This window comes from Pseudomonas sp. MM213 (assembly GCF_020423045.1).
Classification (GTDB): domain Bacteria; phylum Pseudomonadota; class Gammaproteobacteria; order Pseudomonadales; family Pseudomonadaceae; genus Aquipseudomonas; species Aquipseudomonas migulae.
Genome location: NZ_CP081943.1, coordinates 1,607,349 through 1,633,814 on the forward strand (window position 1 = coordinate 1,607,349; position 26,466 = coordinate 1,633,814).

General features: G+C 56.7%; 29 protein-coding genes. 16 read left to right on the forward strand and 13 right to left on the reverse strand.

Going from position 1 to position 26,466, the window contains the following annotated elements:
• Positions 1-23: 23 nt before the first annotated feature.
• The 5 genes from K5R88_RS07195 to K5R88_RS07215 form a co-directional block, all read right to left on the reverse strand.
• Positions 24-872 (reverse strand): glycine betaine ABC transporter substrate-binding protein, encoded by an 849-nt coding sequence (locus K5R88_RS07195; RefSeq protein WP_008038804.1) that lies wholly within the window; start codon positions 870-872, stop codon positions 24-26.
• A gap of 72 nt (positions 873-944) precedes the next feature.
• Entirely contained in the window at positions 945-2,291 is a 1,347-nt protein-coding gene (locus K5R88_RS07200; RefSeq protein ID WP_207284473.1) for an NAD(P)/FAD-dependent oxidoreductase, read from the reverse strand.
• Positions 2,288-3,805 (reverse strand): aldehyde dehydrogenase, encoded by a 1,518-nt coding sequence (locus tag K5R88_RS07205; RefSeq protein WP_223449519.1) that lies wholly within the window; start codon positions 3,803-3,805, stop codon positions 2,288-2,290. The genes K5R88_RS07200 and K5R88_RS07205 overlap by 4 nt, the downstream gene beginning before the upstream one ends.
• The gene (locus K5R88_RS07210; RefSeq protein WP_192228242.1) at positions 3,798-4,709 is read right to left on the reverse strand and encodes a dihydrodipicolinate synthase family protein; all 912 of its coding nucleotides are present in this window, start codon (positions 4,707-4,709) and stop codon (positions 3,798-3,800) included. The genes K5R88_RS07205 and K5R88_RS07210 overlap by 8 nt, the downstream gene beginning before the upstream one ends.
• Positions 4,706-5,419 carry a GntR family transcriptional regulator gene (locus K5R88_RS07215; RefSeq protein ID WP_008033405.1) on the reverse strand — a complete coding sequence of 238 codons (714 nt, stop codon included), beginning with the start codon at positions 5,417-5,419 and terminating at the stop codon, positions 4,706-4,708. Before K5R88_RS07215 ends, K5R88_RS07210 begins: the two co-directional genes overlap by 4 nt.
• A 414-nt stretch (positions 5,420-5,833) precedes the next feature.
• Between K5R88_RS07215 and K5R88_RS07220 the strand changes: the two genes are divergently transcribed.
• From K5R88_RS07220 to K5R88_RS07270, 11 genes are all read left to right on the forward strand, one after another.
• Positions 5,834-6,772, forward strand: a complete 939-nt coding sequence (locus tag K5R88_RS07220; protein ID WP_226299539.1) for a LysR substrate-binding domain-containing protein — start codon at positions 5,834-5,836, stop codon at positions 6,770-6,772.
• A 138-nt stretch (positions 6,773-6,910) separates the two neighbouring features.
• A complete protein-coding gene (locus K5R88_RS07225) occupies positions 6,911-8,167 on the forward strand; it encodes an aromatic ring-hydroxylating oxygenase subunit alpha (RefSeq protein WP_226299540.1) in 1,257 nt (418 codons plus the stop codon).
• A gap of 3 nt (positions 8,168-8,170) precedes the next feature.
• Positions 8,171-9,319 (forward strand): 2Fe-2S iron-sulfur cluster-binding protein, encoded by a 1,149-nt coding sequence (locus K5R88_RS07230; RefSeq protein WP_442963904.1) that lies wholly within the window; start codon positions 8,171-8,173, stop codon positions 9,317-9,319.
• 139 nt (positions 9,320-9,458) lie between these two features.
• Positions 9,459-10,364, forward strand: coding sequence for an alpha/beta fold hydrolase (locus K5R88_RS07235; protein WP_226299541.1), 906 nt, complete (start codon positions 9,459-9,461; stop codon positions 10,362-10,364).
• 681 nt (positions 10,365-11,045) lie between these two features.
• Positions 11,046-11,516, forward strand: a complete 471-nt coding sequence (locus tag K5R88_RS07240) for a carboxypeptidase-like regulatory domain-containing protein (RefSeq protein ID WP_226299542.1) — start codon at positions 11,046-11,048, stop codon at positions 11,514-11,516.
• A gap of 48 nt (positions 11,517-11,564) precedes the next feature.
• On the forward strand, positions 11,565-12,176 hold the full coding sequence (locus K5R88_RS07245; protein ID WP_226299543.1) for a hypothetical protein: 612 nt from the start codon (positions 11,565-11,567) through the stop codon (positions 12,174-12,176).
• 163 nt (positions 12,177-12,339) lie between these two features.
• Positions 12,340-12,747 (forward strand): hypothetical protein, encoded by a 408-nt coding sequence (locus tag K5R88_RS07250; protein WP_329959902.1) that lies wholly within the window; start codon positions 12,340-12,342, stop codon positions 12,745-12,747.
• Between the two features lie 61 nt (positions 12,748-12,808).
• Complete coding sequence (locus K5R88_RS07255) at positions 12,809-13,210, forward strand: GFA family protein (protein WP_226299545.1); 402 nt, start codon at positions 12,809-12,811, stop codon at positions 13,208-13,210.
• A 158-nt stretch (positions 13,211-13,368) separates the two neighbouring features.
• Complete coding sequence (locus tag K5R88_RS07260) at positions 13,369-13,800, forward strand: bleomycin resistance protein (RefSeq protein WP_226299546.1); 432 nt, start codon at positions 13,369-13,371, stop codon at positions 13,798-13,800.
• 124 nt (positions 13,801-13,924) lie between these two features.
• Positions 13,925-15,286, forward strand: a complete 1,362-nt coding sequence (locus K5R88_RS07265) for a HEAT repeat domain-containing protein (protein WP_192228248.1) — start codon at positions 13,925-13,927, stop codon at positions 15,284-15,286.
• A 98-nt stretch (positions 15,287-15,384) separates the two neighbouring features.
• Positions 15,385-15,966, forward strand: a complete 582-nt coding sequence (locus tag K5R88_RS07270) for a hypothetical protein (RefSeq protein ID WP_226299547.1) — start codon at positions 15,385-15,387, stop codon at positions 15,964-15,966.
• A 203-nt stretch (positions 15,967-16,169) separates the two neighbouring features.
• Here the strand turns inward: K5R88_RS07270 and K5R88_RS07275 are convergent, their stop codons facing one another.
• On the reverse strand, positions 16,170-16,598 hold the full coding sequence (locus tag K5R88_RS07275) for an Rrf2 family transcriptional regulator (RefSeq protein ID WP_008038831.1): 429 nt from the start codon (positions 16,596-16,598) through the stop codon (positions 16,170-16,172).
• Between the two features lie 141 nt (positions 16,599-16,739).
• Between K5R88_RS07275 and K5R88_RS07280 the strand changes: the two genes are divergently transcribed.
• Positions 16,740-17,627: an NAD(P)/FAD-dependent oxidoreductase gene (locus K5R88_RS07280; RefSeq protein WP_226299548.1), complete on the forward strand. Its 888-nt coding sequence runs from the start codon at positions 16,740-16,742 to the stop codon at positions 17,625-17,627.
• A gap of 47 nt (positions 17,628-17,674) precedes the next feature.
• On the opposite strand, the gene K5R88_RS07285 is transcribed toward K5R88_RS07280, so the two are convergent.
• The gene (locus K5R88_RS07285; RefSeq protein WP_226299549.1) at positions 17,675-18,631 is read right to left on the reverse strand and encodes an AraC family transcriptional regulator; all 957 of its coding nucleotides are present in this window, start codon (positions 18,629-18,631) and stop codon (positions 17,675-17,677) included.
• A gap of 198 nt (positions 18,632-18,829) precedes the next feature.
• Here K5R88_RS07285 and K5R88_RS07290 point away from each other — a divergent pair, with 198 nt between their 5' ends.
• The 3 genes from K5R88_RS07290 to K5R88_RS07300 all read left to right on the forward strand — a co-directional run bounded on the left by K5R88_RS07290 (position 18,830) and on the right by K5R88_RS07300 (position 20,915).
• Positions 18,830-19,783, forward strand: a complete 954-nt coding sequence (locus tag K5R88_RS07290; RefSeq protein WP_226299550.1) for a diiron oxygenase — start codon at positions 18,830-18,832, stop codon at positions 19,781-19,783.
• A 72-nt stretch (positions 19,784-19,855) separates the two neighbouring features.
• Positions 19,856-20,278: an MAPEG family protein gene (locus K5R88_RS07295; RefSeq protein WP_192228253.1), complete on the forward strand. Its 423-nt coding sequence runs from the start codon at positions 19,856-19,858 to the stop codon at positions 20,276-20,278.
• A 181-nt stretch (positions 20,279-20,459) separates the two neighbouring features.
• Positions 20,460-20,915, forward strand: a complete 456-nt coding sequence (locus K5R88_RS07300; protein ID WP_226299551.1) for a VOC family protein — start codon at positions 20,460-20,462, stop codon at positions 20,913-20,915.
• 184 nt (positions 20,916-21,099) lie between these two features.
• Here the strand turns inward: K5R88_RS07300 and K5R88_RS07305 are convergent, their stop codons facing one another.
• Positions 21,100-22,317 (reverse strand): MFS transporter, encoded by a 1,218-nt coding sequence (locus K5R88_RS07305; protein WP_008038838.1) that lies wholly within the window; start codon positions 22,315-22,317, stop codon positions 21,100-21,102.
• A gap of 129 nt (positions 22,318-22,446) precedes the next feature.
• On the opposite strand from K5R88_RS07305, the gene K5R88_RS07310 reads away from it, so the two are divergent.
• Positions 22,447-23,094 carry a TetR/AcrR family transcriptional regulator gene (locus K5R88_RS07310; protein WP_226299552.1) on the forward strand — a complete coding sequence of 216 codons (648 nt, stop codon included), beginning with the start codon at positions 22,447-22,449 and terminating at the stop codon, positions 23,092-23,094.
• A gap of 74 nt (positions 23,095-23,168) precedes the next feature.
• Here the strand turns inward: K5R88_RS07310 and map are convergent, their stop codons facing one another.
• The 5 genes from map to K5R88_RS07335 all read right to left on the reverse strand — a co-directional run bounded on the left by map (position 23,169) and on the right by K5R88_RS07335 (position 26,458).
• A complete protein-coding gene (gene map / locus K5R88_RS07315; protein ID WP_223435616.1) occupies positions 23,169-23,960 on the reverse strand; it encodes a type I methionyl aminopeptidase in 792 nt (263 codons plus the stop codon).
• On the reverse strand, positions 23,957-24,223 hold the full coding sequence (locus K5R88_RS07320; protein ID WP_008038842.1) for a ParD-like family protein: 267 nt from the start codon (positions 24,221-24,223) through the stop codon (positions 23,957-23,959). Before K5R88_RS07320 ends, map begins: the two co-directional genes overlap by 4 nt.
• A gap of 125 nt (positions 24,224-24,348) precedes the next feature.
• Positions 24,349-24,996: an amino acid ABC transporter permease gene (locus K5R88_RS07325; RefSeq protein ID WP_226299553.1), complete on the reverse strand. Its 648-nt coding sequence runs from the start codon at positions 24,994-24,996 to the stop codon at positions 24,349-24,351.
• A gap of 1 nt (position 24,997) precedes the next feature.
• A complete protein-coding gene (locus K5R88_RS07330; protein ID WP_226299554.1) occupies positions 24,998-25,678 on the reverse strand; it encodes an amino acid ABC transporter permease in 681 nt (226 codons plus the stop codon).
• A 3-nt stretch (positions 25,679-25,681) separates the two neighbouring features.
• Positions 25,682-26,458 carry an amino acid ABC transporter ATP-binding protein gene (locus tag K5R88_RS07335; RefSeq protein ID WP_226299555.1) on the reverse strand — a complete coding sequence of 259 codons (777 nt, stop codon included), beginning with the start codon at positions 26,456-26,458 and terminating at the stop codon, positions 25,682-25,684.
• Between the last annotated feature and the right edge of the window lie 8 nt (positions 26,459-26,466).

The following is a 26,466-nucleotide window of genomic DNA, read 5'->3' on the forward strand; positions in this document are numbered from 1 at the left end:
GCAGTGGCGTAAGGCATCAGCAATCAGTTCTTGATATTTTCCCAGCGCTTGAGCAGCTCGCTGTGGCTATCGGTCCAGCCCTTGATGGCCTGTTCCATGGTTTTGCCATCTTTGACTTCGGCGTTCATCGCGGTGATGTCGGCGATTGGCACGTAGACGCTCGCCATCAGTTCACGCGCACGCGGATTGCTTTCAGCGAAGCCTTTGTGGCCGATCCAGTAGTAGCCTTGCAGCGGCGGGAAAATGCCTTTTGGATCTTTCAGGAATTTGAGATCGAATTTCTTGGTCATCCAGGACGGATCCCAAACGGTGACGACTACTGGCTCTTTACGGTCGACTGCCGACTTCAACGCCGCCGTCATTGCCGTGGTACTGCCTTCCACCAGTTTCAGCTTGAGGTCATAGGCTTTAACCACATTGGTCGCATCGTTCATCAGGCCAGAACCCGGTTCGATGCCGATGATCTTGCCGCCCAGTTTTTCCGAATTGGCGTTCAACTGGTCGATGGAATCGATGTCGACATAACTCGGTACCGCAAGCCCTTGGTAGAGGCCAAACGAAACCGGCGAGAGTTTCTCGATTTTGTTCTTGTTTTTGTTCCAGTAATCGTTTGCCGCGTAGTCCGTTTGCGACGCCAGCACTTGAACATCACCTTTGCTTAATGCCGCATAAGCGATGCCCCACTCGGAGAACTCTACAACTTTTACGGTATAACCAGAGTCTTCAAGCACCTTCTTGGTAATACCTGTAATTGGCGTCAAGTCCTCCCACGTCATAGTACCCATGGTGATATTTTTTTCTTCGGCGTGAACTGGCAAACACATAACGCCGGCCACAGCGACAGCGCAGACTGCCTTCCAAATCTTTTTCATGGCGTGCTCCGATCTACGGTTAAAACTAGAGATTAGGCCTTTATGAAATAAAAGCCGGTGGTTTGAAACTATTCAGCCTTCTCGCCCTGCTCTGAGCGCCTGCCAGCGAATAACCGAGTTGACACCCAACATCGTCAATATCTTTGGTGGAAGCCGGCTAGGCCCTGGCAGTTGACTGAAACTTTGCAAAACCTGTGAATGGTGACCGCTGGCCAACTCGGCAGCCATCACGCCTGCCAATGTGCTTTTAACCGTGCCCAGCCCGTTTTCGCAGCAGGCGGAATAGAGGTTTTCCTCGATTTCGCCAAAGGCGGGCGCGCTGTTACGACTCAGGCAAAGCCGCCCTGCCCAGCTGAATTCCAGCGGCGTCGATTTCAACTCCGGGAAACGCGCATCCAGAGAGTGCCGTTGTTCTTCGGCCACCGCCGCGACACGCATCGGTGTGACTTGAATACTCGGGTCATAGGTAAACTTGGTGCGGATAACAATCCGCGAAAGTCCATTCGAAGTTATCTTGCGAACTGTCGCGCCCATCGGGTCCGCTGGCAATAAGGCCCAACGATCTTTACCGGTAACCGGCCTTGAAAACTCATCATGACTATAAGCAGCCGTCATTGAGGCGTAAGTAAAGACATGCAGCAACCGGCCTTGAAAGTGACCGAAGTCTTCAATATGGCCATTGACCGCAAGAATGACTTTAGGCGCACTAACGGAACCACGATGAGACTTCGCCTTCCAGCCAACTCCCGCCCGGGACAATTCCACAATCGGTGAACGCTCATACAGTTCAATCTGCCGATCCAGTCCGTTTGCAAGATCCCGAATATATTGCGCTGGCTGAATCATCACCGCACCAGGCGTATACAGCCCGTTGTGGTAATAAGTGGAACCGGTGATGTCTCGCATCTGCGCGGCGTCCAGTACTTCAAACCGCTCGCCAATGCCTTTTAACGATTTGGCATAGTTGTCATTGAGTTTCGTCCCCCGCTCGGTGGCGGCGGCGTTGATCTTGCCGGAAGGGTCGAACGTCTGCGCAGACATGCCATATTCACGAGCAGCGTCGGCGGCAAACGCAATGGCAAAACGGTTCTGGGCAATTTCTAGTGCCGTTGCCGACTCACCGCCCACCGAATACTCCCCGGATGAAAGGCTGTGCGGCACATCGATCATGAACCCCGAGTTCCTGCCCGCCGGCCCCTTGGCGATTTCATGGGCATCCACCACCGCGATGCGGCAGCCCGGATGCAGTTGAGCCAGCCTGCGAGCCGCAGACAGCCCGGCAAAACCCGCACCGATGATCAGCCAGTCCGCCGTGACGTTGCCATCAAGCAGGCGAACAGGCGCAGTGCGTACGGAAATTGCCTCCCAACCTGAAACCCCGGTGTCTACCGGAAGGCGCTTGATGGTATGGGTGCTCATTTTTCGTTCTCTTCATCCGACCGATCAGACACATCGATCCAGATGGTTTTGATTTCGGTGTATTGATCGTGGGCAAAAATCGATTTGTCCCGACCGCCGAACCCGGACTCCTTGTAGCCGCCAAACGGCGTGGAAGCATCGCCCTCGCCGAAGCAGTTCACGGTGACGATCCCGGCGCGAATCTCCCTCGCCAACTTGATGGCACGACGCAAACTGCCGGTGTAAACCGAGGCGGCCAGGCCGTACACCGTGTCATTGGCCAGGGCAATGGCTTCAGAAATCGAGCTGAACGTGGTGACCGACAGAATCGGACCGAAGATCTCTTCCTGGAACAACCGACTCTCTGGCGCGACACCGTCAATCACGGTCGGCTCGACGAACGCACCGTCTTCGGTGCTACCGCCGTACACAACGTCAAGTTTGCCGACGCTGGCATGCTCAAGGTACGACTTCACTTTCGCGAAATGTTCGGGGCTGACCAACGCGCCGACGCGGTTTTGCGGGTCGAGTGGATCACCCATTTTCCATTCGCGGATGTAGGCGCCCATGCGTTCCAGCAGTTCATCCTTCACAGACGCGTGGACGATCAGCCGCGAGGTTGCGGAGCAGTTCTCGCCCATGTTCCAGAACGCGCCGTTGACGACATGCTGAGCGACGAGGTCGAGGTTTTGCGCATCGTCCATCACCACGGCCGGGTTTTTCCCGCCGCACTCGAGAACGATGCGTTTCAGGTTCGAATCGGCTGCGTAGTGCAGGAAACGGCGGCCGGTCGCGGTGGAGCCGGTGAAGCTCACCATGTCGACGTCGTGATGCAGGCCGATCGGCTCGCCGACCTCTTTCCCGGTGCCGGTGACAATGTTGAGCACACCGGCGGGGACGCCCGCCTCGAACGCGAGTTGCGCCACACGCAACGTCGTCAGCGTGGTCTGCTCGGCGGGTTTGACGATCACCGAACAGCCTGCGGCAAGTGCCGGGCCGATTTTCCAGGCCAGCATCAGCAGCGGGAAGTTCCAGGGCAGCACGCAGCCCACCACCCCGATGGGTTCACGCACGACCATGGTCAGCGCGTCACTGCCCACAGGGGCGGTGTTGTCATAAATCTTGTCGATCAACTCGGCGTGCCAGCGCAGCGTATGAATGGTGTCCGGCACATCGACCAACTGGCACTCGCTGACTGGCTTGCCGCTGTCGAGACTCTCAAGGACGGCCAGTTCGTGGCTATGCCGTTCAAGCAAATCGGCAAACTTCAACAGGACGGTTTTGCGCTCTTTTGGAGAAATGGATCTCCAGCGGCCATCCTCAAACGCTTCCTTGGCGTTGCTGACCGCGAGATCGACATCTGCCGACGCGCAAGCGGCGACGTCTGCCAGAAACTCACCGGTCGCCGGATTGTTCGTGGCGAAGGTTTTGCCCGAGATCGCGGGTTTGAACGCGCCGTTGATGAAGGCATTGCAGGGGAACGAAATGTCTTTGGCGATGGCGGCGTATTCGGCCTTGGTCAGGAGATCACCCATGGCTGGCTCCTGATGTGATGCGTGCAACGTCGCGCTTCACATTGGCAATGATGGTTTGCAGGCTTTGCTTTTCTTCCAGGTCGAGAGGTTGCAGCGGCAAGCGCACGTCCCCTACTTTCAGCCCGGCCAGTTCACAACCGTATTTGATCGACTGCACAAACTTGCCGCCGTCCAGGGCATTCATCAGTGGCATCATCGCCGACATGATCCGGCGGCCCTTGTCGAAGTCCTTTTCGAGCACACAGGCTTCATAAAGCGCCACGTGTTCGGTTGGCAGGAAGTTGGAGCCGGCACACACCCAGCTTCGGGCGCCCCAGGCAAAAAACTCCAGTGCCTGATCATCCCAACCGCAGGACAGCGCGATGTTCGGGAACTCACGGGCCAGCAGATGAACGCGGCCCATGTCGCCGGAGCTTTCCTTGATGGCAACTACATTTTTGGAGGCGCTTACACGGGTGAGGTAATCCTCGTCCATCGAAACGGACATGCGGCCGGGGTAGTTGTAAAGCATGATCGGCAGGTCGGCAGCGCGATCGATGGTCAACGCGTGGATTGCATTTTCCTGGGAAGTCGGCAGCGCGTACGGCGGGCTAGTGACGAGAATGGCGTCCGCTTTGATCGCTTTGGCATCCTTGGCGTATTGCACCGAATCTTCGGTACGAATGGCCCCGGTGCTGACGATCAACTGGACCCGGTTGCCGATGACATCCTTGGCATAAGCGGCAAGCTCGGTACGCTCTTCCGAGGTCTGCGCATAATATTCGCCGGTCGAACCGCCGATGATAATGCCGTGCACTTTCGCCTCGATCAGCGACTCCAGTACTTCGGAGTACACGCTCCAGTCTATTTCCCCATCCGGTTTATGAGGTGTCACTGCGGGGGTGTAGATGCCTTCAAATTTCAAGATGATTTCTCCGGAAATGAATTGCGTGGAAGATCAACGAGCGCGTCCGCCTTGATGCCTTGGGGCGCGATAAAAATCTCCATGTTTTCCCGGGACAGTTCCCAGTGTTCAAACACGAGATCGACTACTGCAGATTCATCGCGGCGTTCAATCGCCTCGATAAACAAATCGTGGTGCCCCGCCGACAGCTCAAGACGCTCTTCCATGTCCTCGTTTTGAGGCCGGAAAAAGGTATTGCCGATACGGGAGTGATCAATCAGCAATCTTTCCAGGCTGGGCTGGAGGTATTGATTGCCGGCCATTTCGCCCATGATCGCGTGGAAGCGGTTGTTCTCGACGACCATGGCCAGCGCATCCCTTGAGGTAGTGGCGATGCGGAACCGGTGCTGCGTGTCCTTCAAGTCGACCAGTTGGCGCGGCTTGTAGTTTTGAACGGCCAGACGGCCAACGGCTGCGTAAATCATCGGTGCGACGAGGAAGAAATTGCGCAGGGTCGAGTGATTCATTGGAATCACCCGGGCACCGCGGTTTTCCCGAATGTCGACATAACCTTCACCGGCCAGGCGTCGGAATACTTCCCGGACCGGCGTGCGGGACAAGCCATATCGCTCGCTGAGAATGACCTCATCCAGCGCTTCGTCAGGGTCCAGTTCCATCGTCAGGATTTGACGTTTCAGATCTTCGTAAAGACTGGTTTTGCCGTTTTTCACAACGACCTCCAAGGGCAGTTTTGCGGTCAGGTGCGGCTGACTGATGAGTCGAGACTCGCACGGGTTTTTGGGTCGGTCAATAGATTGTATTTCTTGTGTATACATAGAAAACACAGGAAAAACACAACGCGATTTCGATTAATTTCTTTTTAATTCATTTAGTTATGCGTTCACCTCAAAAATGAACTAGTCGGTTACAGAAAAGAAACACGTCGTTTTTGGAATGCTTATTTCTAGATCATTCCATCATAAAGCTTATTGCCAAGCGCACTTTGCCAGCAGCCCGGTTGACCCGTAGCGACATGGCGCAAGGCGTTTGCGACACGGCTTTGCGAGCACTTCCCGGCGAGCAACGGAACAAGCGATAGTGTGTCGCCGGTTGAGCGGCTCCGTTCTCCTTCAGGATCGACCAAGATGGGCAGTGAAGAAACCAGTAAGAAGGTCAAGGGCTACCGCCGACTGATACCGTCCATGACGGCCTTGATGGAATTCGAGGCCGTCGCGCGGTTGAGCAGCTTCACGCTGGCGGCGCAAGAATTGGGCGTGACCCAGGCGGCCGTCAGCAAGCAAGTCAAATACCTGGAGGAAACCCTCGGCACCCGTCTGTTTCATCGACTGCACCGGGCGATCAAACTGACCAGCGAAGGCTACGTGCTGTATTCGGTGGTCGCCGAATCCATGCAGCGCATGGCGAACGTGTTCGACAAGATTTCCGAGGGGATTCCCGAGCAGGAACTGGTGCTCGCCTGCACTGCGGCGTTTTCACACCTGCGCATCCTGCCCCGGCTGGCTGCATTGCGCCTGTCGCAACCCAAGCTGCAGTTGCGCCTGATCACCCAAGTCCACAATCCGGACGTGCACCGACAGGACGTCGACATCGCCGTGCGCTTCGGCAATGGAAAATGGGAGGACGGCACGGCGATTTTCCTGTTTGACGAAGAAGTGTTCCCGGTGTGTTCCCCCGCCTGGCTGACCACGCACCCTGCCCCGCTGTCGGTCAACGACTTCCTGCACATTGACCTGATCGATTCGGACACCACGCTCGAAGGCTGGATGACGTGGAACAGCTGGTTCAAGGAGCTGGGCGAGAGTCGTCCCAAGGTGAATTACTGCCTGCGCTGCAGCAGTTACAACGACACGGTGCAGGCCGCGTTGCAGGGCTATGGCGTCGCGCTGGGCTGGAACCGTTTGTTGCGTCCACTATTGCAGAGCGGCGAACTGGTGCGGATTACTGACTATGCGGTGAAACCGAAAGATGCCTATTACCTGATTGTTCCGAACGGCCGGGAAATAACCCCGTTGGTGCACGCCATCGTCGATTGGCTGCGGGATGAGTCGCTACTTTCACACTAAGGTCAGTTGTCGATTCTTCGCATAACTTTTAGCTATGCGAGGGTGAAATTAAAGCGCATTGACGCAAAACCGGACCATTTTGATACTTGCCTCACCGTCACTTGCTGACGATTCAACATCGCCCCCGTGAGGCAACAGATGACAACTACCGTCGCGAAATCCCAACAAGAACTGGTGACTGCACGTACCCCCGGCCATGGCATGCATGGCGCGTTGTTCGGGCGTCAGGACATTTTCGACAGCGACGTCGATATCTTTTTCACCCGGCACTGGATTCTGGTCGGCGTGACGGCGGACATCCCGGAGCCTGGGGATGTTTCGACCATAGACATCGGCAAATCCTCGATCATCCTCGTGCGCGATGACGACGAGCAGGTGCAGGCGTTTCGCAACGTTTGCCGCCATCGCGGGGCACGCCTGAAACAGGCCGGCAAATCAACGGTGGGCATGCTCGTGTGTCCGTATCACCAGTGGACCTACGACCTTGATGGCAGCCTCAAGCACGCCGCCCACATGGGTAAGGATTTCGATCCGACCTGCAAAAGCCTGATTCGTGTTCATACGAAAGTGGTCGGCACTCATGTGTTTGTTTGCCTGGGTGACCGACCACCGGAAGACATCGCCTATCTGGAACAAACCATGGCGCCCCGGCTGGCGCCCTACAACCTCACGTATTCGAAGATTGCTTATGAAGCCGAGATCATTGAAGACGGTAACTGGAAGTTGGTCATCGAAAACAATCGCGAGTGTTATCACTGCTCTGCGACGCACCCTGAATTAACCGCCTCATTCCTGCCGGAGGATTTTGGTTTCTGCGCTGAAGGTCTGAGTGAGGAATCGCTGCAAGCGCTGGATGAGTATGAAGAACGCAATGCGGCGGCCAAACGCAGTTGGGAACGTGAAGGGTTTATCTGCGACGCAGTGGAACACCTGGACACAGACGCGGTGACCCAGTTCCGCACGCAACGGCTGGTCATTGCCGGCAATGGCGAATCGCAAACGCTCGACACTCGGGTGGCCTGCACACGGCTGTTTGGTGATCTGACCCGCCGCGATCTCGGCGACGTGCACCTGTGGACTCATAACTCCTGGACGCATGTGATGAGCGATCACGCCGTCATTTCATACATCATCCCGCTCGCGCCCGACAAGACGTTGGTGCGCACCAAATGGCTGGTCCATGCCGACGCCATCGAGGGCGTGGATTACGACATCGAAAAACTGACCGAGGTCTGGAAAGCCACCAATCAGCAGGACGCCAACCTTGTCGCGATCACCCACAGCGGTACGCAAGATCCCGGCTACTCGCCAGGCCCCTTCTCGGCATTTACCGAATCCTACGTGGATCAATTTTCTCGCTGGTACGCCGCGCGGCTTGCCGCACAGGGAGTGTGAGCAATGACCATGACCCTCCTTGAAAAGCCACCGGTTACAGCGAGCGCCGTGTCTGCACCGAACGTATTCACCCATCCGGACACGTGGGCCACCAACGGTGCACAGTGGAACAGTGGCGAGCAAAAAGCGCTGCACTGTTGCGCCGTACGCGACGAAACCCACGACGTAAAAACCTTTACCTTTCGAAGTGCGGATTTCAGCGCCATCAGTTTTGAGCCAGGGCAGTTCATTACGGTATCGCCGACCATTTCGGGGCAACGCGTGTCGCGCTGCTACACGTTGTCATCGTCGCCCACCCGCCCCTTTGCGCTGTCGATCACGGTCAAGCGTGTTCCCGGCGGGACCGTATCGAACTGGCTGCACGATCACTTGCGCGAAGGCGACAGGCTGCTTGCCTCAGGCCCTGCGGGCAGCTTCACACCGACAGGCCGTCCAGCCGACAAGCTGCTTTATCTATCGGCGGGGTCCGGCGTGACACCGCTGATGTCCATGACCCGTGCGGGTTTCGACCTGGCAGCCCGACTGGATATCGTCTTCGTGCACAGTGCTCGAACCCCCGACGATATTATTTTCCATGAAGAACTGACACGGATGCAGGCCAGCATGCCGGGACTTCGTGTCGTGAATATCTGCGAAGGACACGGCGACAGCGCGGATTGGGCCGGGCCGATTGGCCGCCTGGATCTGGCCTTGCTCAGCGAACAGGTGCCGGACTTCAAGGACAGAGAAGTGTTCACTTGTGGGCCGCAAGGTTACATGGGCGCGGTCAAATCGCTACTCAAACAGGGAAACTTTGATTTCCAGCACTATCACCAGGAAAGCTTCGATATCACGGCGCTGGATGAGGCCCCTCTGATCGAAACGGCCTGCGTGCTCGATCAGCCGGAGAGCCTGTTTACGATCACGCTGTCCCGCTCCGGTAAAACCTTCAGCATGCCGGGCAACCAGACCGTGCTGACCGCAGCGAAGAAGGCCGGCGCCATCATCCCCTCCTCTTGCAGCCAAGGGGTCTGCGGCACCTGTAAAACGGCGGTGCTGCAAGGCACGGTGGCGATGAACCACAACGGCGGCATCCGCCAGCGTGAAATCGACAAGGGATTGCGCCTGCTGTGCTGCAGTAAGCCAACGTCAGACCTGGTCATCGATTTGTAGGGTCCATCAGAACCTTTCAATGTGGTCTACGCTCCAGCCTTGGGTACCTTGTTCTGCCCCGGGCGACGTGCGTTTTCGGCACGGTGGTTTGCAGCGGATGCGGTACGCAACTCTCCATGCATCCTTCCGGGAAAACCACATGATCCGCACCTTGCTGACTGCTTCTTTGCTGCTTGCGCTAAGCCTGCCCGCCCATGCCGGCGTCACGCCATTCCCCACTTCCTTCCGCACCCAGGACATCGCCGTGGAAGGCGCGAAGATCCACGTGCGCGTCGGCGGCAAAGGGCCTGCCGTGGTGCTGCTGCATGGCTTCGGCGACACCGGCGACATGTGGGCGCCTCTCGCTGCCGACCTGGCCAAGGATCACACGGTCGTGGTGCCGGACCTGCGCGGCATGGGCTTGTCGTCGATCCCGGACGGCGGCTACGACAAGAAGACGCAAGCGGGCGACATACGCGCGGTACTCGCAGCGTTGAAAATCGAACATTCCGTGGTCATCGGCCATGACATCGGCACCATGGTCGCCTTCGCCTACGCCTCGCGTTATCCGCAGCAAACCGATCGCCTGGTGGTCATGGATGCGCCCGTACCGGGCATTCCGCCGTGGAACGACATCGTGCGCTCACCGATGCTGTGGCACTTCGATTTTGGCGGCCCGGATGCCGAGCGCCTGGTGGCCGGTCGTGAGCGTATCTACCTCGACCGCTTCTGGAACGAGTTCGCCGGCGACCCGACCAAAGTGGACGAAGCCACCCGCCAGCATTACGCCAAACTCTACGCCCGCCCCGGCGCGATGCACGCGGCGTTCGCGCAGTTTCGCAGCATTCGCCAGGACGCCGTGGACAACGAAGCATCAATGAAGACACGCCTGACCATGCCCGTGCTGGCCGTCGGCGGGGAAAAATCCTTTGGCAACAACGAAGCCATCGTCATGCGCAACGCCGCGGACAATGTCACGGAAGTGGTGATTCCAGGGGCAGGACATTGGTTGATGGAAGAGGCGCCTACGCAGACTATTCGGGCGATTCGCGACTTTTTGCAGTGACCGTCTGTAGCAGGGCAAAAACGAATTGAGCTCCAATCACATGGAGGCGGCGATGAGTAATATCGCCGCCCCGTGTGCGAAGCTGACTGCGATCAGCATTCCGGTATAAGCGTTCGATTGATTGCGAATAGCTGCTTTGTGTCATGCCCTGACGTGACTGGCGGCAATCGGCCAGAGAGTCCGATGGACACGTTAATGGCCAAACGATATCATGCAACTATTAATACTCGGCAATGGATCTTTCCATCTATGTAGTGTCGTTTACACGATATCGCATATCGCCTGATAGTAGTTAGACTACTTACATGAGATCGCGCAGTTGAAAAATATACTTTTAGCCGGATGCATTACCTGTGCCTTGACGGGTTGCACCTTCACGGGCGCCAATGAAATTGCACCGGGCCAATATATGATCACAAGCCACGGAAGTATCTTTAACTCTAGAGAAGGCTTGTTAGAAAACATAAACCAGAAAGCCACAAAAGTGTGCAATGGAAAGCCTTACCATCTGGAAGGTGACTCAGGCGCCAACATGGTCATTGCTACTCAAACTCAGTTGGGTAGTACTCCAACTACAGTCCTTGGTCTGAAAGCAATTTGCGAAGAGAGCAGCCAATAGCCTAACCGCGAGCCATACGGACAAATATTAATGGTCGCCAACAAAGTGAATGGAGCTTTCTGATGGTTTTACGCCATTTTAACGTCGTACTGCTGGCACTGACCTTGGCCGGATGCGCTACAGACTACGACCTCAAACCCATCTCCCGGATGCCCGACGCCGAATACGCACAACTGATGTTGGCGCAGTCAAAAGCAGGTGTTGGGTCTATTGCAGGAAAGCTCTACTTCACGGACCGAAGAGGCCAAATACGCGTTGGCAACAACAGTAATATGCTGCTGTGGCCAGCAACGCCCTACACGGAAAAACGGGAACGGGCCATACGGGATGGCATTAAACTGCCTGATCAAATGGACCCCAGAATTGATTCACTTACCCGCCGAACTCATAGCAACAGCTCTGGCGAATTCCAGTTTGAAGCATTGCCGGCGGGCGCTTACTTCTTATGGAGTGTTGTCGACATGAACTCGCTGACGAGACGAATCGTAGTGGAAGAAGGTCAAGAGACGACTGTGTTTCTTACCAACGATTGATCGATGCATGTCCTCTTGGATCGCAATTTCACCACAGGAAAACGAAGGATGAACAAGTGGATATTGGCGCTCGTCGCGCTGCTATCGTTGGGCGGCTGCGTCACTGCTTCCAACATGATCGATCGAGTCGATGAAAGTAAGCCTATCAGCTCCCAGAAGAGCCTTATCGTCGGTTTTGTTTCAGAAGGCTTTCTCACTCAGCCCCATGGCTTGAATGTGATGCTCAAATACCAGGACCCGGATCCCCGGGCGAAAGATACGCGCATCGCCCTTACGACTCTTGACCAGAACAACGAAGTGCGTGGTAACACGCACATCATGGGCAACACTTTCGTTTTCGAAGTACCTCCGGGGACCTATGAAGTCACCCACTGGTACTACCGTTTCTATGACGGCTTCAGCGACGATCTGAAAAAACCGCTGCTGTTCAACGTCAAGGCTGGGGAAGCCGTCTACATTGGCAATTTTCACGCAAACTCCCTGACGATGTGCCTTTCCAATCGTGACGACTTTGCAAAGACCATTGTCGACATAAAAAAAGCTCATCCCTTCCTGGCCGACGTGGCAATAACAAACGTCTCCCAACCACTGCAATTTCCAGGCTGGCCCAATGAAAAGGCAACGGATGTCTTTGGAAAAGGGCTGTGCAACATGCTGTAACGCTGGACGATATAGATTCTTCCGCGGCCAACTGCGGCTTGCTCAAAAGAAGCCTTTTCAATCGCTGGGTTTAAGCATTAACCCAGCGTTCGCAGCCATCCGTCAGGGTTGGCAACTGCCCTTTACCTAATCCTCCAGGAGCGACTTCACTATGGAAGCAAACATGCCTCAGCCTTGGTACACCACACGTCCTGCCCCGGTCTTCATGACTGTCTTTTATTGCTTCATCGTCTTGATTCAAGCGGGTCTTTGGGTGGTCAACGAAGGATTTGAACAAACGCGACAAGGGGATATTTCACTTCTGGTGCTGCTCAATGTCTGTACCGTAGCACTTCTGATATGGGTCGGCGGGTTGATGCTACTGGCCAGGAAAAAGAGCAGCTCGTTGTGCTTTATTCTTGCCTTGGCATTAGGCGTGGCTTTCTCCCTCAGCCAAATGCGCAGCGGTTCTATCGTGCACCTGCTGACGCTCCCGATGTTTAAGGAGTACGCCCTGGTCTTCGGGATCTGGGTATACAGCCTGCAACTGCGCACGAGCGGCTACTTCTATCCCGCGCGGTCTGTTAGCTAATCCCGTCTTACGATGATGACGGGCAGTGTATTGGCAAGGTAGAAACCGGGGGACATCCAAAATGACTGAAACCTTCCAGGGCAGTTGCCTTTGCGGCGCCATTCAATACCAACTCCGGTCACGACCCAAAGCTGTTTCGCACTGCCATTGCAGCCAATGCCGCAAAAGCCATGGCGCTGCATTTGCGAGCTACGGCAGTGTCTTGAGGGGCGACTTTGATCTGGTACAGGGTAACGACGACATCCGTTCTTACCCTTCCTCTGAATCTGTCGAGCGCCAGTTTTGCGTTCGCTGCGGCTCGTCGCTCTTCTGGTCAAATAACCAGGGCGAATACTCCGACTGGATCTCCATAGCCCTCGGTACGCTGGACACGCCCTTTACTTGCGATAAACAGAAGCATGTCGAGGTGACGTCCAAGGCTGTATGGCATGACATTCAGGATCACTGGCCGCAGTCCCGATAATCGCTTTGTGGCTCGATAATACTCATCCGCCCCTGCATCATGCCGCTCGCTCCCCTTTCCCGTGGCACTCGTGCCAACAGTGCAGAGCCTGCTACCACGCATCAGGCATTTACACTGCCAGCCCCAGGGGAGAAGCCTATCGAAATGGAAGTCATCTCATGTTTGAACGTAGCAAACTGGTTCCAGAGTTAATGGTCACCGACCTTGGTAACAGCCTGGATTTTTGGGTGTATTGCCTTGGCTTCGAAGTAGCGTATCAACGCCTGGAAGATGGATTCGCTTACCTCGATTTGAACGGTGCTCAGGTAATGCTCGAGCAGATTGATCCGGACGCAGGCCAATGGCTTACGGCCCCCCTGACGAAGCCATTTGGAAGAGGAATCAACCTGCAGATCGACGTTGCCGCTGTCGCCCCCATCACCCAAAAACTTGGCCAAGCCGGATTTCCACTCTATCGAGCATGCAAAGACACCTGGTATCGGGCTGATAACGTAGAAGTAGGCCAGCGCGAGTTCATCGTCCAGGATCCCGATGGTTATCTCGTCAGATTGGTTGAGCGGTTGGGTGAGCGGCCGGCTTTTTCAATCTGAACGCAGGCCAAGGCGACCATCCGTTTAGTGTCGAAAGCATCCTTCCCTACTGACTGCAATCGACCTGAAAAACTGGGTAAAGTGTTGGCAAGACTGCCCGTACGAGCAAAAAAAGGATTAAAAAGTGAACGTCATAAAGGAATGGCTGGGTAAGCTGAAGAACAAGCAGGTGCCAGCCTCCTCATTGGCGGAGCATCGGCGAAACGAAGCGATGGAACTGCTGGGGAATGCTGAGAACAGTGGAAAATGGATAGAGATCAGTACTCACTACAACGGCTTCATTCGAGAAGTCGCTGTCAGGGGGCTGCGCGATCATCCTTCTCCTGAAGCGTTAGTCGCTTTGATAGAGCGTTTGAACGATTGGGTACCCCAGATTCGCGATCTGGCGTTGGAGGGGCTGAATCACTATTTAACTCCCTCTCGGGCCCAGGCGCTATTGATCGCACTGGAGCCACTCATAGCGTTGGCTGCGCGCCGAAGAGCCGATCATGGCCCCACGCTCATGGCCGCCCGCACAGTACTGCAGTCACCCGAGATCAAGGCTGAGGTCTACGCCAATTTCCTTGCGCGACAAGGTAAAGCTGCGCGCTATCTGTTTGCTCTTTTGCTGGAAAAGGACTCAACGCCGGAGACACTTTTAAGGGACGCCTTAGCCCATCGCGAGCTGACCGTACGCTTAGCTGCCGTGTCAGCTTGTCAGGATTTACCAGCTGCACAAGCTTCACCACTGCTACTCGAAGCCCTATCACGTCCGGGCGCCAAAGTTCGTGTCTGCGTGCTGCGCGCATTACTGCCTTTGTTCGACGATCCGAGGCCAATTTTGTGCAAGGCCTTGCTGGATGCATCCGCCTCAATCCGCAGTTTGGCGCGCTGGGCAGCAGCACGCCATGACGTCGATGCAAACGCGATCCTGAAAAAGAAATTGAATCAGGGCATTCCAACACGGAAACAGGATTGGCTCGGTGTCATTGGCTTGGCAACCGAACTTAACTTCCCTCTCGACAAGCTGTGGCTAACTGAAGCGATGCGCTCTCGCTATTCCACCGTGCGCCAAGCGGCCGTACGTCTGCTTGGCGATAACCAATTGTCCGAATTGCTGGGGGCGCTTGACGATCCGTCGGACAAAGTGTTTTACGCCGCAGTTGCTCAACTGGACAAGCTATCTTGGGCATCAGTGACACCTGGATCAGGTGCCAAACTAGATAGGGATTGGCATGAACTGTCGACAGCACGCCGCCAGGCGATACTTCAATTGAGACCTGGTTGGCAGCAGGTGGCGTACCTACTGGAGCGACTGGCTACTGAACCGGTTGCACAGGCTTTCTGGCTACGTCAGGTTGGCATGTGGTGCGATCGCCAATATCAAATCGTCGATCCGGTCACCTCAAAGGCCGAGCGAGAAGCATTGGCTCAAAAGCTTCGAAACCTGGCCGCAACAGGACTCATCGGCAGCGACAGCGTAGCCCGTGTTGCATCGACCGGTTGAATCCCCAACCAAAAGCTGACCTTTCAGGTCATCTGCCAGACGACAAATTTTCCACTGCTATGCTGATAAGACCTGTTTCTGCACTGGGGACGAGTAGCATGGCAGTACAAGGCAAGCATTCCCCATTCACGCTCAAGGCTATGGCCTGCTGGGCTGGGATTTTCCTTGTCGCTTGGGCTGTCATAAAGCTGCTCGACACTCACCTAGACCTGAGATTGTTGGCAGATAGCACGAGCTGGCCGCAACGTTTTTCGGATTGGCTTTCGCTGGAAACGCCAATGCCGAATTGGTCGCTGCTGATGATAATCGCGATTTTAATCAGCACTTTGTCTGCAGCGATTTACTACGCCCGCAACACTGATGGAGCTTACGACGAGCTACATGAGATAGAGCGAAAAGTTTACAAAATGAACAACCCTCAGTTCCCACGACTGACAGATAACCAAACGCTATTAATGGAAGCTTTGGCCTATCATGCAAATTTCAGGAAAGTTGCAAATCTGAACTCAATTTGCAAACTTGTCTCACTCAGCACAGCAGAAGTTGAAGCCGATCTAAAGCAACTTCAAGACAAACGCCTTATCAAACAAAAAGTGACACGGGGTACGTTTGGCGCCACCACTTTTGAACTTACCTTGGCAGGCAAGGATTATGCGTTAGAGCGTTTTCAGCTAACGTAGTACAGACAAAGTGGAGGTAGGCTGGAGGTGCTTTTTTGAGTAACGTAGTTCGCCCTCCAGGCGACATGACTCATCTTTTCACAAGATCAAGTGGCCCCATGTGGGTAATGTCCAAGGATGTGATCTTTCCCTACTGGACCGTCACTTTCCGGCTAGAACCAAACATACAGCTACTTCCAGACGCCACTTTGTAGACCACAGGTTTACAGACGTTGGTAGCGCCGTTCGAAATCACTGGCCAACTGTTCAAGCGTGACGCTTCCCAAGCGATCTATAAGCAGTGCCTGCGCCGCATCAAACGCTTCGGTCAGCGCAGCATTCACCGCTTGCTCCACCAGGCATTCTGGATGGTCGGTCGACAGACCGATGGCGAAAAGCGAGGACGAGCCCAAGGCCTGATGGATGTTCAACAGTGTTATATCCGCTAACGGTTTCGCCAGCGTCCACCCCCCACGGTGCCCCTTTTCCGAGCGCACATAGCCCCCGTCCTTGAGCAGCGCCATGGTCCGCCGGACCACCACCGGGTTGGTACCGAGCATCTGCGCGATGGTATCGGACGTGGCGGGCTGTTCGTGGCGAGCCATGTGGATCAGCACGTGCAGCATGCGGGACAAGCGAGTGTCATTTCTCATGGATGGCGGTTTCCTGAAGTTGCGTGTGCCGAGTATCGCTCGACACAGCATAAGTTACGAGACTATTGACACCCCGACATCACGTAACTTACGTTGTATCTAGAGTTTTCGAGCAGGTCGAAGACCCAGGGAGACTGATCAATGGTTTACGACGTGATCATCGTTGGTGGCAGCTATTCCGGTATTTCCGCAGGCTTGCAACTGGCACGGGCGCGCCGAAAGGTGTTGGTGATCGATGCAGGTCTGCGCCGTAATCGGTTTGCTCACAATTCACATGGATTTCTCGGGCAGGACGGTCGTGATCCCGGCACGATAGCCAGCGAGGCACGTGCCCAGTTGCTGGCCTATCCAACAGTCGAGTGGCTTTCGCAACCCGCCACCCAGGCAAAGACGGGCGATGGTGGATTTGTGATAACAGCCGCGAACGGGGAGCAATTCGCAGCGAGGCGTCTGATCCTGGCCACAGGGGTGGTGGATGAGTTGCCTGCGATTCCCGGGCTGTCAGAGCGCTGGGGGCAGCGAGTGTTTCATTGTCCGTATTGCCATGGATATGAACTGTACGGCGGACCGATTGGAGTATTGGCGGCGTCGCCAGTTGCCATCCACCAATCGCTGATGTTGCCGGACTGGGGGCCAACGACACTCTTCCTCAACGAGGTATTCGAGCCAGATGCCGAGCAGTTGGCGAAGCTGGCCAGGCGTGGGGTTGCGGTGGAGCGCGAACCTGTCTTGTCGGTTGGCGGGGAACAAGCCGATGTGACACTGGCCAGCGGTCGTGTGATCAAACTCGCAGGGCTGTTCACTCAGCCTCTCACGCGTATGGGCAGCCCACTGGCAGCGCTGCTTGGTTGCGAGTTTGAAGCCGGGCCGACGGGTGAGTTCATCAAGGTCGATGCGATGCGCGAAACCAGTGTACCCGGCGTGTTTGCCTGCGGGGATGCAGCAACAGCCGCAGGCAATGTGGCAGTCGCAGTGGGTGACGGCGCACGCACGGGCGGCGCGGCACACCAGTCGCTGATCTTTCGCTGAATACGCGTCGCAAGCGGATTAAGTGCGTCCGCCGGCACCCGACCTTCTCATGCCGATTGCCTGCGCCAGGTGCCGGGTGATGTGCCGAACTGGCGCTTGAATGCACGACTGAACGCGGCTTCTGATTCGTAGCCCACTGCAAAGCCGATCTGCGCCACATTGCCGCGACCTTCGCGCAGATGTTGAGCCGCCACGTGCATGCGCCAGAGCGTCAGGTATTGCATCGGTGGCTGGCCGACCAATGCCGTGAATCGTTCCGCGAAAACCGAGCGCGACATGCCCACTTCAAGCGCCAGGGCTTCTGCCGTCCAGCCCTCGGTTGGGCGAGCATGAAGCAGCGCCAATGCGCGCCCTATATGCGGATCCCGCAAACCCGCCAGCCACCCGCGCCGTTCAGCGGGGAGGCTCGCGACATACTGGCTGACGGCTTCGACGAAAAGCAATTCCGATAGCTTGGCGATGACCGTTGTCGAGCCGACGCGCCCCGCCGCGATCTCGCTGACAGCAAACCGGAATGAGCTTTCAATCCAGGCTCCCGAAGCCGTCGCGCGCACATCCAGTTTCAATAAGGATGGCAGCGACGAGAGCAAAGGACTGAAAGGGGTTTCAGTGCCGAGGAACCCACACAATAACTGCGTGACCTCGCCGCCTCCGCCGCACTTGATACGTGAAATGCCGCCGACTTCCGGCGGCTGAATAACGTCGCGCGCCGACATGGGAGCAACGCTCAGGTCGCTGCCAAACGTATGAACGTCATTGCGCGGAAGCAGAATGAGTTCGCCTGCCCCCACGTCGAGGGGGGCTTCACCGTCGATTTTCAATTGCATGTGCCCCGCAGCGACAAAATGCGAAGCAATGACATGTCGAGGGGCCGCCAGGAACGGTTTGCAATCGTCCGCAGAGATTTTTCCGCTGAGGCACCAGGGCGCAGTGAATTCCGCCTCGAGGAAGACCCCTCCAGAGAGCCGAATGACACGCAAGACATCAGAAAGCGCATCCAGCAATTGCCAGCCCTCCTTTCCGGAGTCCGGAGCATGTAATCAGGCGCACCGGTCATTCTGCGCCTGAACGGCGAGGCCTAGATTAGCACCAACGCGGACTCAGTGATCAGGACGCCCCCCAGAGGTTTCACTCATGGTCACAGGCTCCGACGTTAACCGTAATGGCCCCCTTCCAGTTCGACCAGGAAGCAGGAGATCGATATGAACACCGTCGCAACCTTACCCGACGCAGATTCGGGCAACGCCGCCCGTTATGCTCAACTCGTCAGGTCCTCGAAAAAAGCCGAATGGCAGATCGATCGCGATTTGCTCCAGGACCGCCGCTTCGACTTCTCGCGCAAATTCTTGCCCGACGGACTCTCGCGGATCGACCGCCTGACCTTTCTCACCCTGGAAGAGGCGCGCCTGCTCAGCCAGATTCAGGGCCGAACCTATGCGTATATCTTTGGCCTGGTCGAGCGTTTCATCAGTGCCAAAATGCTCGATCAAGGTCGGGCCCATGTCTTTGACGATCAGCTCGCACTTGAAGCGCTGGTGCGATTCTCCAATGACGAGATCAAGCATCAGGAGCTGTTCCGGCGCATAGAAACGATGATGGATGCGCAATTGCCGTCGGGATATCGTCAAGTGGCCGATCCGAACGATGTGGCGCGTGCGGTACTGGCGGCCAGCACCTGGTCGGTGCTGGCGCTGACCTGTCATATCGAACTGTTTGTTCAAACGCATTACGCAAAAAGCATCGCCCCGCGCGAGGAGTTGTGCCCACTCTTCAAGGATGTCTTCAAATTTCACTGGAAGGATGAAAGCCGGCACGTCGTACTCGATGAGCTGGAATGGAAAGCGGAGCATGCGAAACTTTCGCCAGTCGAGCGCGACCAGGCCGTGAACGATCTGATTGCGCTGGTGGCAGCCGTCGATGCAATCCTGCAGGCGCAATCGGCATCCGATGCCAACTACTTCATTCGCAATGTTCCACGCTCGTTCAGTGTTGACGAGACCGCGCAAATCAATGCCTCCGTGCTGGGCGCCTACCGCTGGCAATACATTATCTCGGGCGTGCAGCATCCACACTTTGGCCAACTGCTTGCGCGCATGACAACACCCGCACAGATGTCCAGGATTCAGACCGCACTGGCTCCCATCATGAGCAACTGATCTACAGGGTGCGGCCGACCTCGCGTCGGTCGCGCGGATGTGCAATGACGTGCTGGATTGAGGATAGCAGCCATGACGATACCGATGTGGATGTTGCTGGGGTTCGCGACCTGGACTTTGCTGCTGTTGATGGCAACCGTCGGGGTGTATCGCTGGGTCAGAATCCTGTTCTCGAATGTTCCGATTGCCTCTTTCCGAAGCGATCAGCCCGATGGCGAGGATTGGTATCGGCGCGGAACTCGAGCGCATGCGAACTGTGTGGAGAACCTGCCGGTCTTTGGCGCCATCGTGTTCGTGATTTCAGCCCTTGGTATCAACACACCCGCCGTTGACTACTTGTCCATGCTCGTCCTGATCGCTCGCGTGTGCCAGTCTCTGGTTCACGTATCTCATGTGCAGACAAACAGGTTCGTGGCGGTTCGGTTTACCTTCTTTTGCGTTCAGTTGGTCTGTTTCCTTGCGCTCATTGTGATAGCGGCGAGTTACGGCGCATGAGTAAGGGATGAAGTGCTTGCTTGCCGCAAACGTCGAGGGCAATGCGTTGCCGCTCTCGGCAAGCCTACGCCACGGCCCCACCTCAGCGACGCTGTTCGGTTCGCAAACAACCCCATGAAACCCCTTCTGATCCTGAGGGTGACGTCGTTATCATGGACGCCGGTTCGACAGGAGAAATGCAATGGAGTTGAAGTTCAGTCACGTCGATGTACTGGTCACGAATCTTGAAGAAGCCTGTGCTTACTACGCACAGACACTGAAGGCCAGGATCTCTAAAACCCTCGTCTGGGAACGCGGTGGCCTGCACGTGCGCTACGCGATTGCGTTGATTGGTCAGGAGCGTTTCATGCTGGTGCAACCGTTGGCGGGGAACCTGAAAGAACTCCTGGATTCATCGGGTGAAGGCATGATTTATCGCCACTGCTACTCCACGCCGGACATCGAGAAGGCCTATGACGAATTGATCGCCACGGGTGTTCAGCCAGAAGACGAAAACGGCAAACCCCTCGCCCGCGAGAACCTGCAATCCCCGTCCGGGGCCCGCATCATCTGGTTGCCCAAGCGCTTCGGGCACTTCTCCATCGAGATATTGGAAGACAAGGCGCTGGAAGCATTTATCGAGGAGGCGTTTGCCTGAAATCTGGTCTCGGGATTCGGAAGTTGACCACAGCGCTCCGGCCATCTGCCTCAATAATTTTTTGCCAAGCCCTCAGCAGCGGAGATGTATCCCGTCCTCCTGAAAACAGATCAGAAGGTGTAAACCTTATTCAGGACGGGACAACTCTCGAATTAAAGCCCCCCGCCAGCGCCTTTTTTGTAGTTCAGTGCCCCGCAACCGCAGGCCGGCCAGCCGCACGCGGTCCCGATTTGAAGCCGTGAGCCCGAGCCCCCCAGACAATCGCAAAACCCACTCCCACCAACACCATCATTGCCCAGGGAAAAGAGGCGATGCCCCATCTATCCAGCAACACGCCGCCCACTACCCCACTCCCCGCAATCGCACTGTTCCAGGCCACCACATTCAGCGACAACGCCACATCGGCCCCATCTCCCGCCGCGTCTGCCAGCGCTGTTTGCAACAACGTCGCCGCCCCGCCGAAGCTCAACCCCCAAACCGCCACGCCGATGTAGATCACTTCAGGCACGCTCCCCAAAAATCCAAGCACTACGCAAACCGCCGCAAACGTCGCCAGGCTCACCAACACTGTCTTGCGCAACAACGGCTCAACCAATTTGGCAGTCAGCCAGATCCCCGCCAACGCCGCAGTACCAAACACCAACAATACTAAATCCACCCGATCCCCCAACCCCGCCGGCACCACGAACGGTGCGATGTAGGTGTAGAGAATGTTGTGGGCCAGCATCCAGCAGATCACCACCGCCAGCACGGGGCGCACGCCAGGAGTGGTCAGAACGGTGCGCAGCGACAGGCGCTGGTGCTCGGCTTGGGAGGGGTAGTCCGGGACTTTCACCAGCACCCAGGCAATCAGCACCAGGGTCAGGGCCGACATGATGCCGAAGGTCGTGCGCCAACCCACGAGGCCGCCCAGCCAGGTGCCGAGGGGTACACCCAGGGACAGGGCAATCGGTGTGCCGACCATGGCCAGCGCCAGCGCCTTGCCCTGTTGATGGGGCGCGACCATGCGTCGGGCGTAACCGGCCAGCAGGCTCCAGGCCAGCCCCGCCGCGACGCCGGCGAAGAAGCGCGCCACCAGGGTCGCTCCGTAGTGGGATGACAGCGCGGTGATGGAGTTGAACAGCAGGAAACCGACGATGGTCAGCAGCAGTACATTGCGGCGGCGCCAGCCACGGGTGGCGATGGTCATGGGGATCACCGCCAGAACCGAACCCAGCGCGTAAGCGGTGACCATCTGCCCGGCCATGGAGGGGGAAATCGCCAGTCCTTCGCTGATCAGAGGCAATAGGCCGGCGGGCAATGTTTCGGTGACGATGCAGATGAAGCCGGTCATGGCCAGTGCAAGCAAGGCGCCAATGGGTAGGCGCTCGGGCGCCACCGATAAGGTAATTGAGGGTGTCACGGTAGATTCCTTGAGTGAGGATTTTCGACTTAAATACTGATCGATACAAATGTTGAAGGCTGCCAGCACTCGTTGTCAACGACTTATGTATCGACTAGTATTTATCTCGTAATCCTCAGGAGCCTTGAAATGGCGCAAATGGGCCGCCCCCGAACCTTTGACCGCGACCACGCCGTGGAACAGGCCATGCACCTGTTTTGGCAACACGGCTACGACGCGACCTCCCTCGCTCAGTTGAAAGCCGGATTGGGCGGCGGAATTTCCGCACCGAGTTTTTACGCGGCATTCGGTTCCAAGGAAGCGTTGTTTGACGAGTGTGTGCAGCGTTATCTGGCGACTTTCGCTCAAGTCACCGAATGCCTGTGGGATGGGAGCCTGCCTCCACGCCAGGCTATCGAAACCGCGCTGCGCCAATCGGCGCGCATGCAATGCGAAGAAGGTCATCCCAAAGGCTGCATGGTGGCCCTCGGCGTGATGAGCGCGCCCAGCCCGGAGAGTGCGCGGGTGGTCGATGCATTGACCCATTCACGCACCCGCACTCGTGCGGGGATTTTGGCGTGTGTCGAGCGGGGTATCAGTACAGGTCAATTGCCGGGCAATGTTCACGCGCCCGCGATGGCTACGGTGTTCGACAGTTTCCTGCAGGGTATTTCCATCCTCGCTCGGGATAACACGTCGCATGAGGTAATTGATGCGGCCATCACCCAGATACTGCTGACTTGGGACATTACGGCCTCTTCCGCTCCGCCAGCTATCGCAATGGCCAACAGGGACTGATTGATTTAACCCGTGAGGCCATGGCGTGAATCCGGCGCAACTGCGTAATTGTCAAAGGCCCGTCCAGGGCCGGGTTATCGGATAGCCGGGAACTCTTCGACGCTGTCAGGCCAGGCAGATAGAACCTCAAAGCCATCGTCAGTGACCGCCACCATGTGCTCCCACTGGGCTGAAAGGGAGTGATCCTTGGTGACAACGGTCCAGCCGTCCGCCAGGGTTTTCACGTGACGCTTACCCGCGTTCAACATGGGCTCAATGGTGAAAATCATGCCCGCTTTCAACTGCAATCCCTGGCCGGGGTAGCCGTAATGGAGGATCTGCGGCTCATCGTGATAGACCTTGCCAATACCGTGACCGCAGTATTCGCGCACAACACTGAATCCATCCCTTTCGGCGACCGACTGAATGGCATAACCGATATCGCCCAGCGTGGCACCGGGGCGAACGACTCGAATACCGGCGCACAGCGCTTCGTAGGTGGTCTTGACCAAATGCCGAGCCTGCGGACTGGGTTCACCCACGAAATACATTCGACTGGTGTCGCCATACCAACCGTCCTTTTTGACAGCGACGTCGATATTCACAATGTCGCCATCCTTCAGGACAGTGGCCGAAGGCAGGCCATGGCAGACCACCTGGTTGACGGACGTCAGCACGGTTTTCGGGTAGCCGAGATACCCGATATTCCCCGCAATGGCCTTTTGCACATTGACGATGTAGTCGTGACAGCGCTGATCGAGCTCGTCGGTGGTGACACCCGCTTTCACATAAGGCCCAATCATGGCCAGCACCTCGGCCGCCAGCGTTGCAGCGGCACGTGAGCTGGCGATGTCTGCCCGGGTATTGATGCGCACGTTCGCCCTCATTTCCTGGCTCCGATGGCTGCATGAACCTGTGGGCCTTGCGAACTTTCTTCGAGGGCGCAGAGCTTCTTCAAATCAAGACCGCCTTGCAGTTCTGCGCGAATCAGCATGCGGCAAATGTCGCTGTGATCCAGGTCGGGGTGTAATTCGGCAAGCATCCCGATACGCATCCAGTGCTCGGCCTGAGCGTTGATCGAGCGACTCAACGCATCGCTCGCGACGCGCAGATGCTCATGCATGTCTTCAGAAATTTTTACGATGCCCATCAGCTTCACTATATGAAATGGATATGGAACGTATATTAGCCGGTTCGAGCGTGAAATCAAATTTGCGTTGTCGGATTGGGGAGGATCAAAAGCTGGTGCAGATGAAAACCCGACGGGCCATCGGTTCAATGCCTCGTCTTGCGCTCCAGCAAACGCACACCGAGCGACAGCGGATAACACAGCGCAAAATAGATCGCGCCGACGAGGATGTAGATCTCCAGGGGCATGAAGTACACCGAGCTCAAATCCTGAGCCCGCAACATCAAATCCGGCGCCGCGATCAACGAGGCCACCGAGGTGTCTTTCAACAGCGAGATCGCCACGTTGCCAATTGGCGCCAGCACGATGCGAATGGCCTGAGGCAACACGACCCAGCGCAACACCTTGAGATGAGGCATTCCAATTGCCTTCGCCGCTTCCACCTGCCCCTTGGGCACGGCCTCGAGGCCCGAGCGATAAATCTCCGACAGGTAGGCAGCGGCGTTCAATCCCAAGCCGATCATGGCGGCTTGAAACGAGCTGAACTGCACGCCGACTTCGGTCAGGCTGAAGTAGACGATGAACAGTTGCACCAGCGCCGGTGTACCGCGAAAGACCTCGATGTAGACCAGCGCGGCGCGGCGCAATGGTCGGTTACGTGAAAGCCTGGCCAACGCCACCAACAGCCCGACAATCAAACCGATGACCAGTGCGCCAAACGCTAACTGGAGCGTCGCCCAGGCCGCCGCCAGCAATTCGACATGGGTTGCTTCCCACAACTCGCCATAGCCCATATCAATGCTCCTTCACGACTTTGAGTCGCCGTTCTGTGCGCGCCGCCCAGTGGGACAGCACCAGGCTCAAGACCAGATAGATGATCGCCAACAGGAAGTAGATGAGGTTGGTCTGATAGGTTTCGCTGACCAGCATCCGCGCCTTGAACGTCAGCTCCGGCACCGCCGCTGCCGAGGCAAGGGAGGTGTCCTTGAGCAGGCCGATGGCGAAGTTGGCCATCCCCGGAATCGCCACCTTGAACGCCTGGGGCAGCACGATAATGCGCATCGCCAACGACCGGGTCATACCGATCGAAAACGCTGCTTCGCTTTGCCCCCGATCAATGGTGCGGATGCTCGAACGGAACACTTCCGACAGGATCGCGGCACCGTTCAGGCCAAAACCGATGATCGCCGCGCCGATCGCCGGCAGCGTGATACCGATATAGGTCAGCCCGAAGTACAGAATGAACAACTGGGTCAAAATCGGTATGTTGCGAAACACCTCCAGGTACACGCTGGCAATCAGGCTCAGTACCCGGCTGCGCGAGAGCCGCATCAACGCCAGGCAAAACCCCAGCAGCATCGCCACGACAAACGCGGCGGCCGTCAGGCCGACCGTCGTCAGCGCACCGATACCCAGCACATTCAAAAAGTACGGCAGCATCTCGATGGCTTTGTGCAGTGCAGTCGAATCGAACATCAATCAGTGCTCCTGCACGGCGCGGATGAAGGAGCGGGTGCGTTCGATCTGGCTCTCGCGAAAAATCTGTCGTGGCGGCCCCTGTTCAACGATGTTGCCGTCGGCCATGAAGATCACTTGATCGGAGACGCTTTCGGCGAAATGCATTTCATGGGTCACGATGATCATCGTCATGCCCTCCTCTGCCAGCTTGCGCATGACGGTCAACACTTCGCCCACCAACTCCGGGTCCAGCGCTGATGTGGCCTCGTCGAACAGCATCAGCTTGGGTTGCATCGCCAGCGCCCGGGCGATGGCGATGCGTTGCTGTTGCCCGCCCGAGAGCTGTTCCGGGTAAACGTCGCGCTTGGCAAACATGCCCACCTTGTTCAGCAGGTCTTCGGCCAGTTCCACCGCTTCGGCGCGGTTGCGTTGCTGCACCTTGAGCGGGCCGAGGATGATGTTCTCCAGCACCGAGAGATGCGGGAACAGATTGAAGCGCTGGAACACCATGCCGATCTCGGTGCGCATCCGCGCCAGCTCCTTGTCGCTCATGGGCACTTTGCGGGTGCCCACCAGGCGCTGGCCGATCAGTTCGTTATCGATGTAAATATCGCCTTTGGTCGGCTCTTCGAGGTAGTTGACGCAACGCAACAAGGTGGTCTTGCCCGAGCCGCTGGGGCCGATGAGCGAGATCTTCTGGCCTTGCTGTACGTTGAGGTCGATGCCTTTGAGCACGTCCAGGCTACCGAAGGACTTGTAGAGCCCTTCGATCCGCACCAGTGGAGTTGATTCAGCCATGTGCAATG

Coding starts and splice junctions, on each gene's coding strand:
- K5R88_RS07195 (WP_008038804.1), bottom strand. CDS start 872: ATGAAAAAGATTTGGAAGGCAGTCTGCGCTGTCGCTGTGGCCGGCGTT.
- K5R88_RS07200 (WP_207284473.1), bottom strand. CDS start 2,291: ATGAGCACCCATACCATCAAGCGCCTTCCGGTAGACACCGGGGTTTCA.
- K5R88_RS07205 (WP_223449519.1), bottom strand. CDS start 3,805: ATGGGTGATCTCCTGACCAAGGCCGAATACGCCGCCATCGCCAAAGAC.
- K5R88_RS07220 (WP_226299539.1), top strand. CDS start 5,834: ATGGGCAGTGAAGAAACCAGTAAGAAGGTCAAGGGCTACCGCCGACTG.
- K5R88_RS07225 (WP_226299540.1), top strand. CDS start 6,911: ATGACAACTACCGTCGCGAAATCCCAACAAGAACTGGTGACTGCACGT.
- K5R88_RS07230 (WP_442963904.1), top strand. CDS start 8,171: ATGACCATGACCCTCCTTGAAAAGCCACCGGTTACAGCGAGCGCCGTG.
- K5R88_RS07235 (WP_226299541.1), top strand. CDS start 9,459: ATGATCCGCACCTTGCTGACTGCTTCTTTGCTGCTTGCGCTAAGCCTG.
- K5R88_RS07240 (WP_226299542.1), top strand. CDS start 11,046: ATGGTTTTACGCCATTTTAACGTCGTACTGCTGGCACTGACCTTGGCC.
- K5R88_RS07245 (WP_226299543.1), top strand. CDS start 11,565: ATGAACAAGTGGATATTGGCGCTCGTCGCGCTGCTATCGTTGGGCGGC.
- K5R88_RS07250 (WP_329959902.1), top strand. CDS start 12,340: ATGCCTCAGCCTTGGTACACCACACGTCCTGCCCCGGTCTTCATGACT.
- K5R88_RS07255 (WP_226299545.1), top strand. CDS start 12,809: ATGACTGAAACCTTCCAGGGCAGTTGCCTTTGCGGCGCCATTCAATAC.
- K5R88_RS07260 (WP_226299546.1), top strand. CDS start 13,369: ATGTTTGAACGTAGCAAACTGGTTCCAGAGTTAATGGTCACCGACCTT.
- K5R88_RS07270 (WP_226299547.1), top strand. CDS start 15,385: ATGGCAGTACAAGGCAAGCATTCCCCATTCACGCTCAAGGCTATGGCC.
- K5R88_RS07275 (WP_008038831.1), bottom strand. CDS start 16,598: ATGAGAAATGACACTCGCTTGTCCCGCATGCTGCACGTGCTGATCCAC.
- K5R88_RS07280 (WP_226299548.1), top strand. CDS start 16,740: ATGGTTTACGACGTGATCATCGTTGGTGGCAGCTATTCCGGTATTTCC.
- K5R88_RS07290 (WP_226299550.1), top strand. CDS start 18,830: ATGAACACCGTCGCAACCTTACCCGACGCAGATTCGGGCAACGCCGCC.
- K5R88_RS07295 (WP_192228253.1), top strand. CDS start 19,856: ATGACGATACCGATGTGGATGTTGCTGGGGTTCGCGACCTGGACTTTG.
- K5R88_RS07300 (WP_226299551.1), top strand. CDS start 20,460: ATGGAGTTGAAGTTCAGTCACGTCGATGTACTGGTCACGAATCTTGAA.
- K5R88_RS07310 (WP_226299552.1), top strand. CDS start 22,447: ATGGCGCAAATGGGCCGCCCCCGAACCTTTGACCGCGACCACGCCGTG.
- map (WP_223435616.1), bottom strand. CDS start 23,960: ATGAGGGCGAACGTGCGCATCAATACCCGGGCAGACATCGCCAGCTCA.
- K5R88_RS07320 (WP_008038842.1), bottom strand. CDS start 24,223: ATGGGCATCGTAAAAATTTCTGAAGACATGCATGAGCATCTGCGCGTC.
- K5R88_RS07325 (WP_226299553.1), bottom strand. CDS start 24,996: ATGGGCTATGGCGAGTTGTGGGAAGCAACCCATGTCGAATTGCTGGCG.
- K5R88_RS07330 (WP_226299554.1), bottom strand. CDS start 25,678: ATGTTCGATTCGACTGCACTGCACAAAGCCATCGAGATGCTGCCGTAC.
- K5R88_RS07335 (WP_226299555.1), bottom strand. CDS start 26,458: ATGGCTGAATCAACTCCACTGGTGCGGATCGAAGGGCTCTACAAGTCC.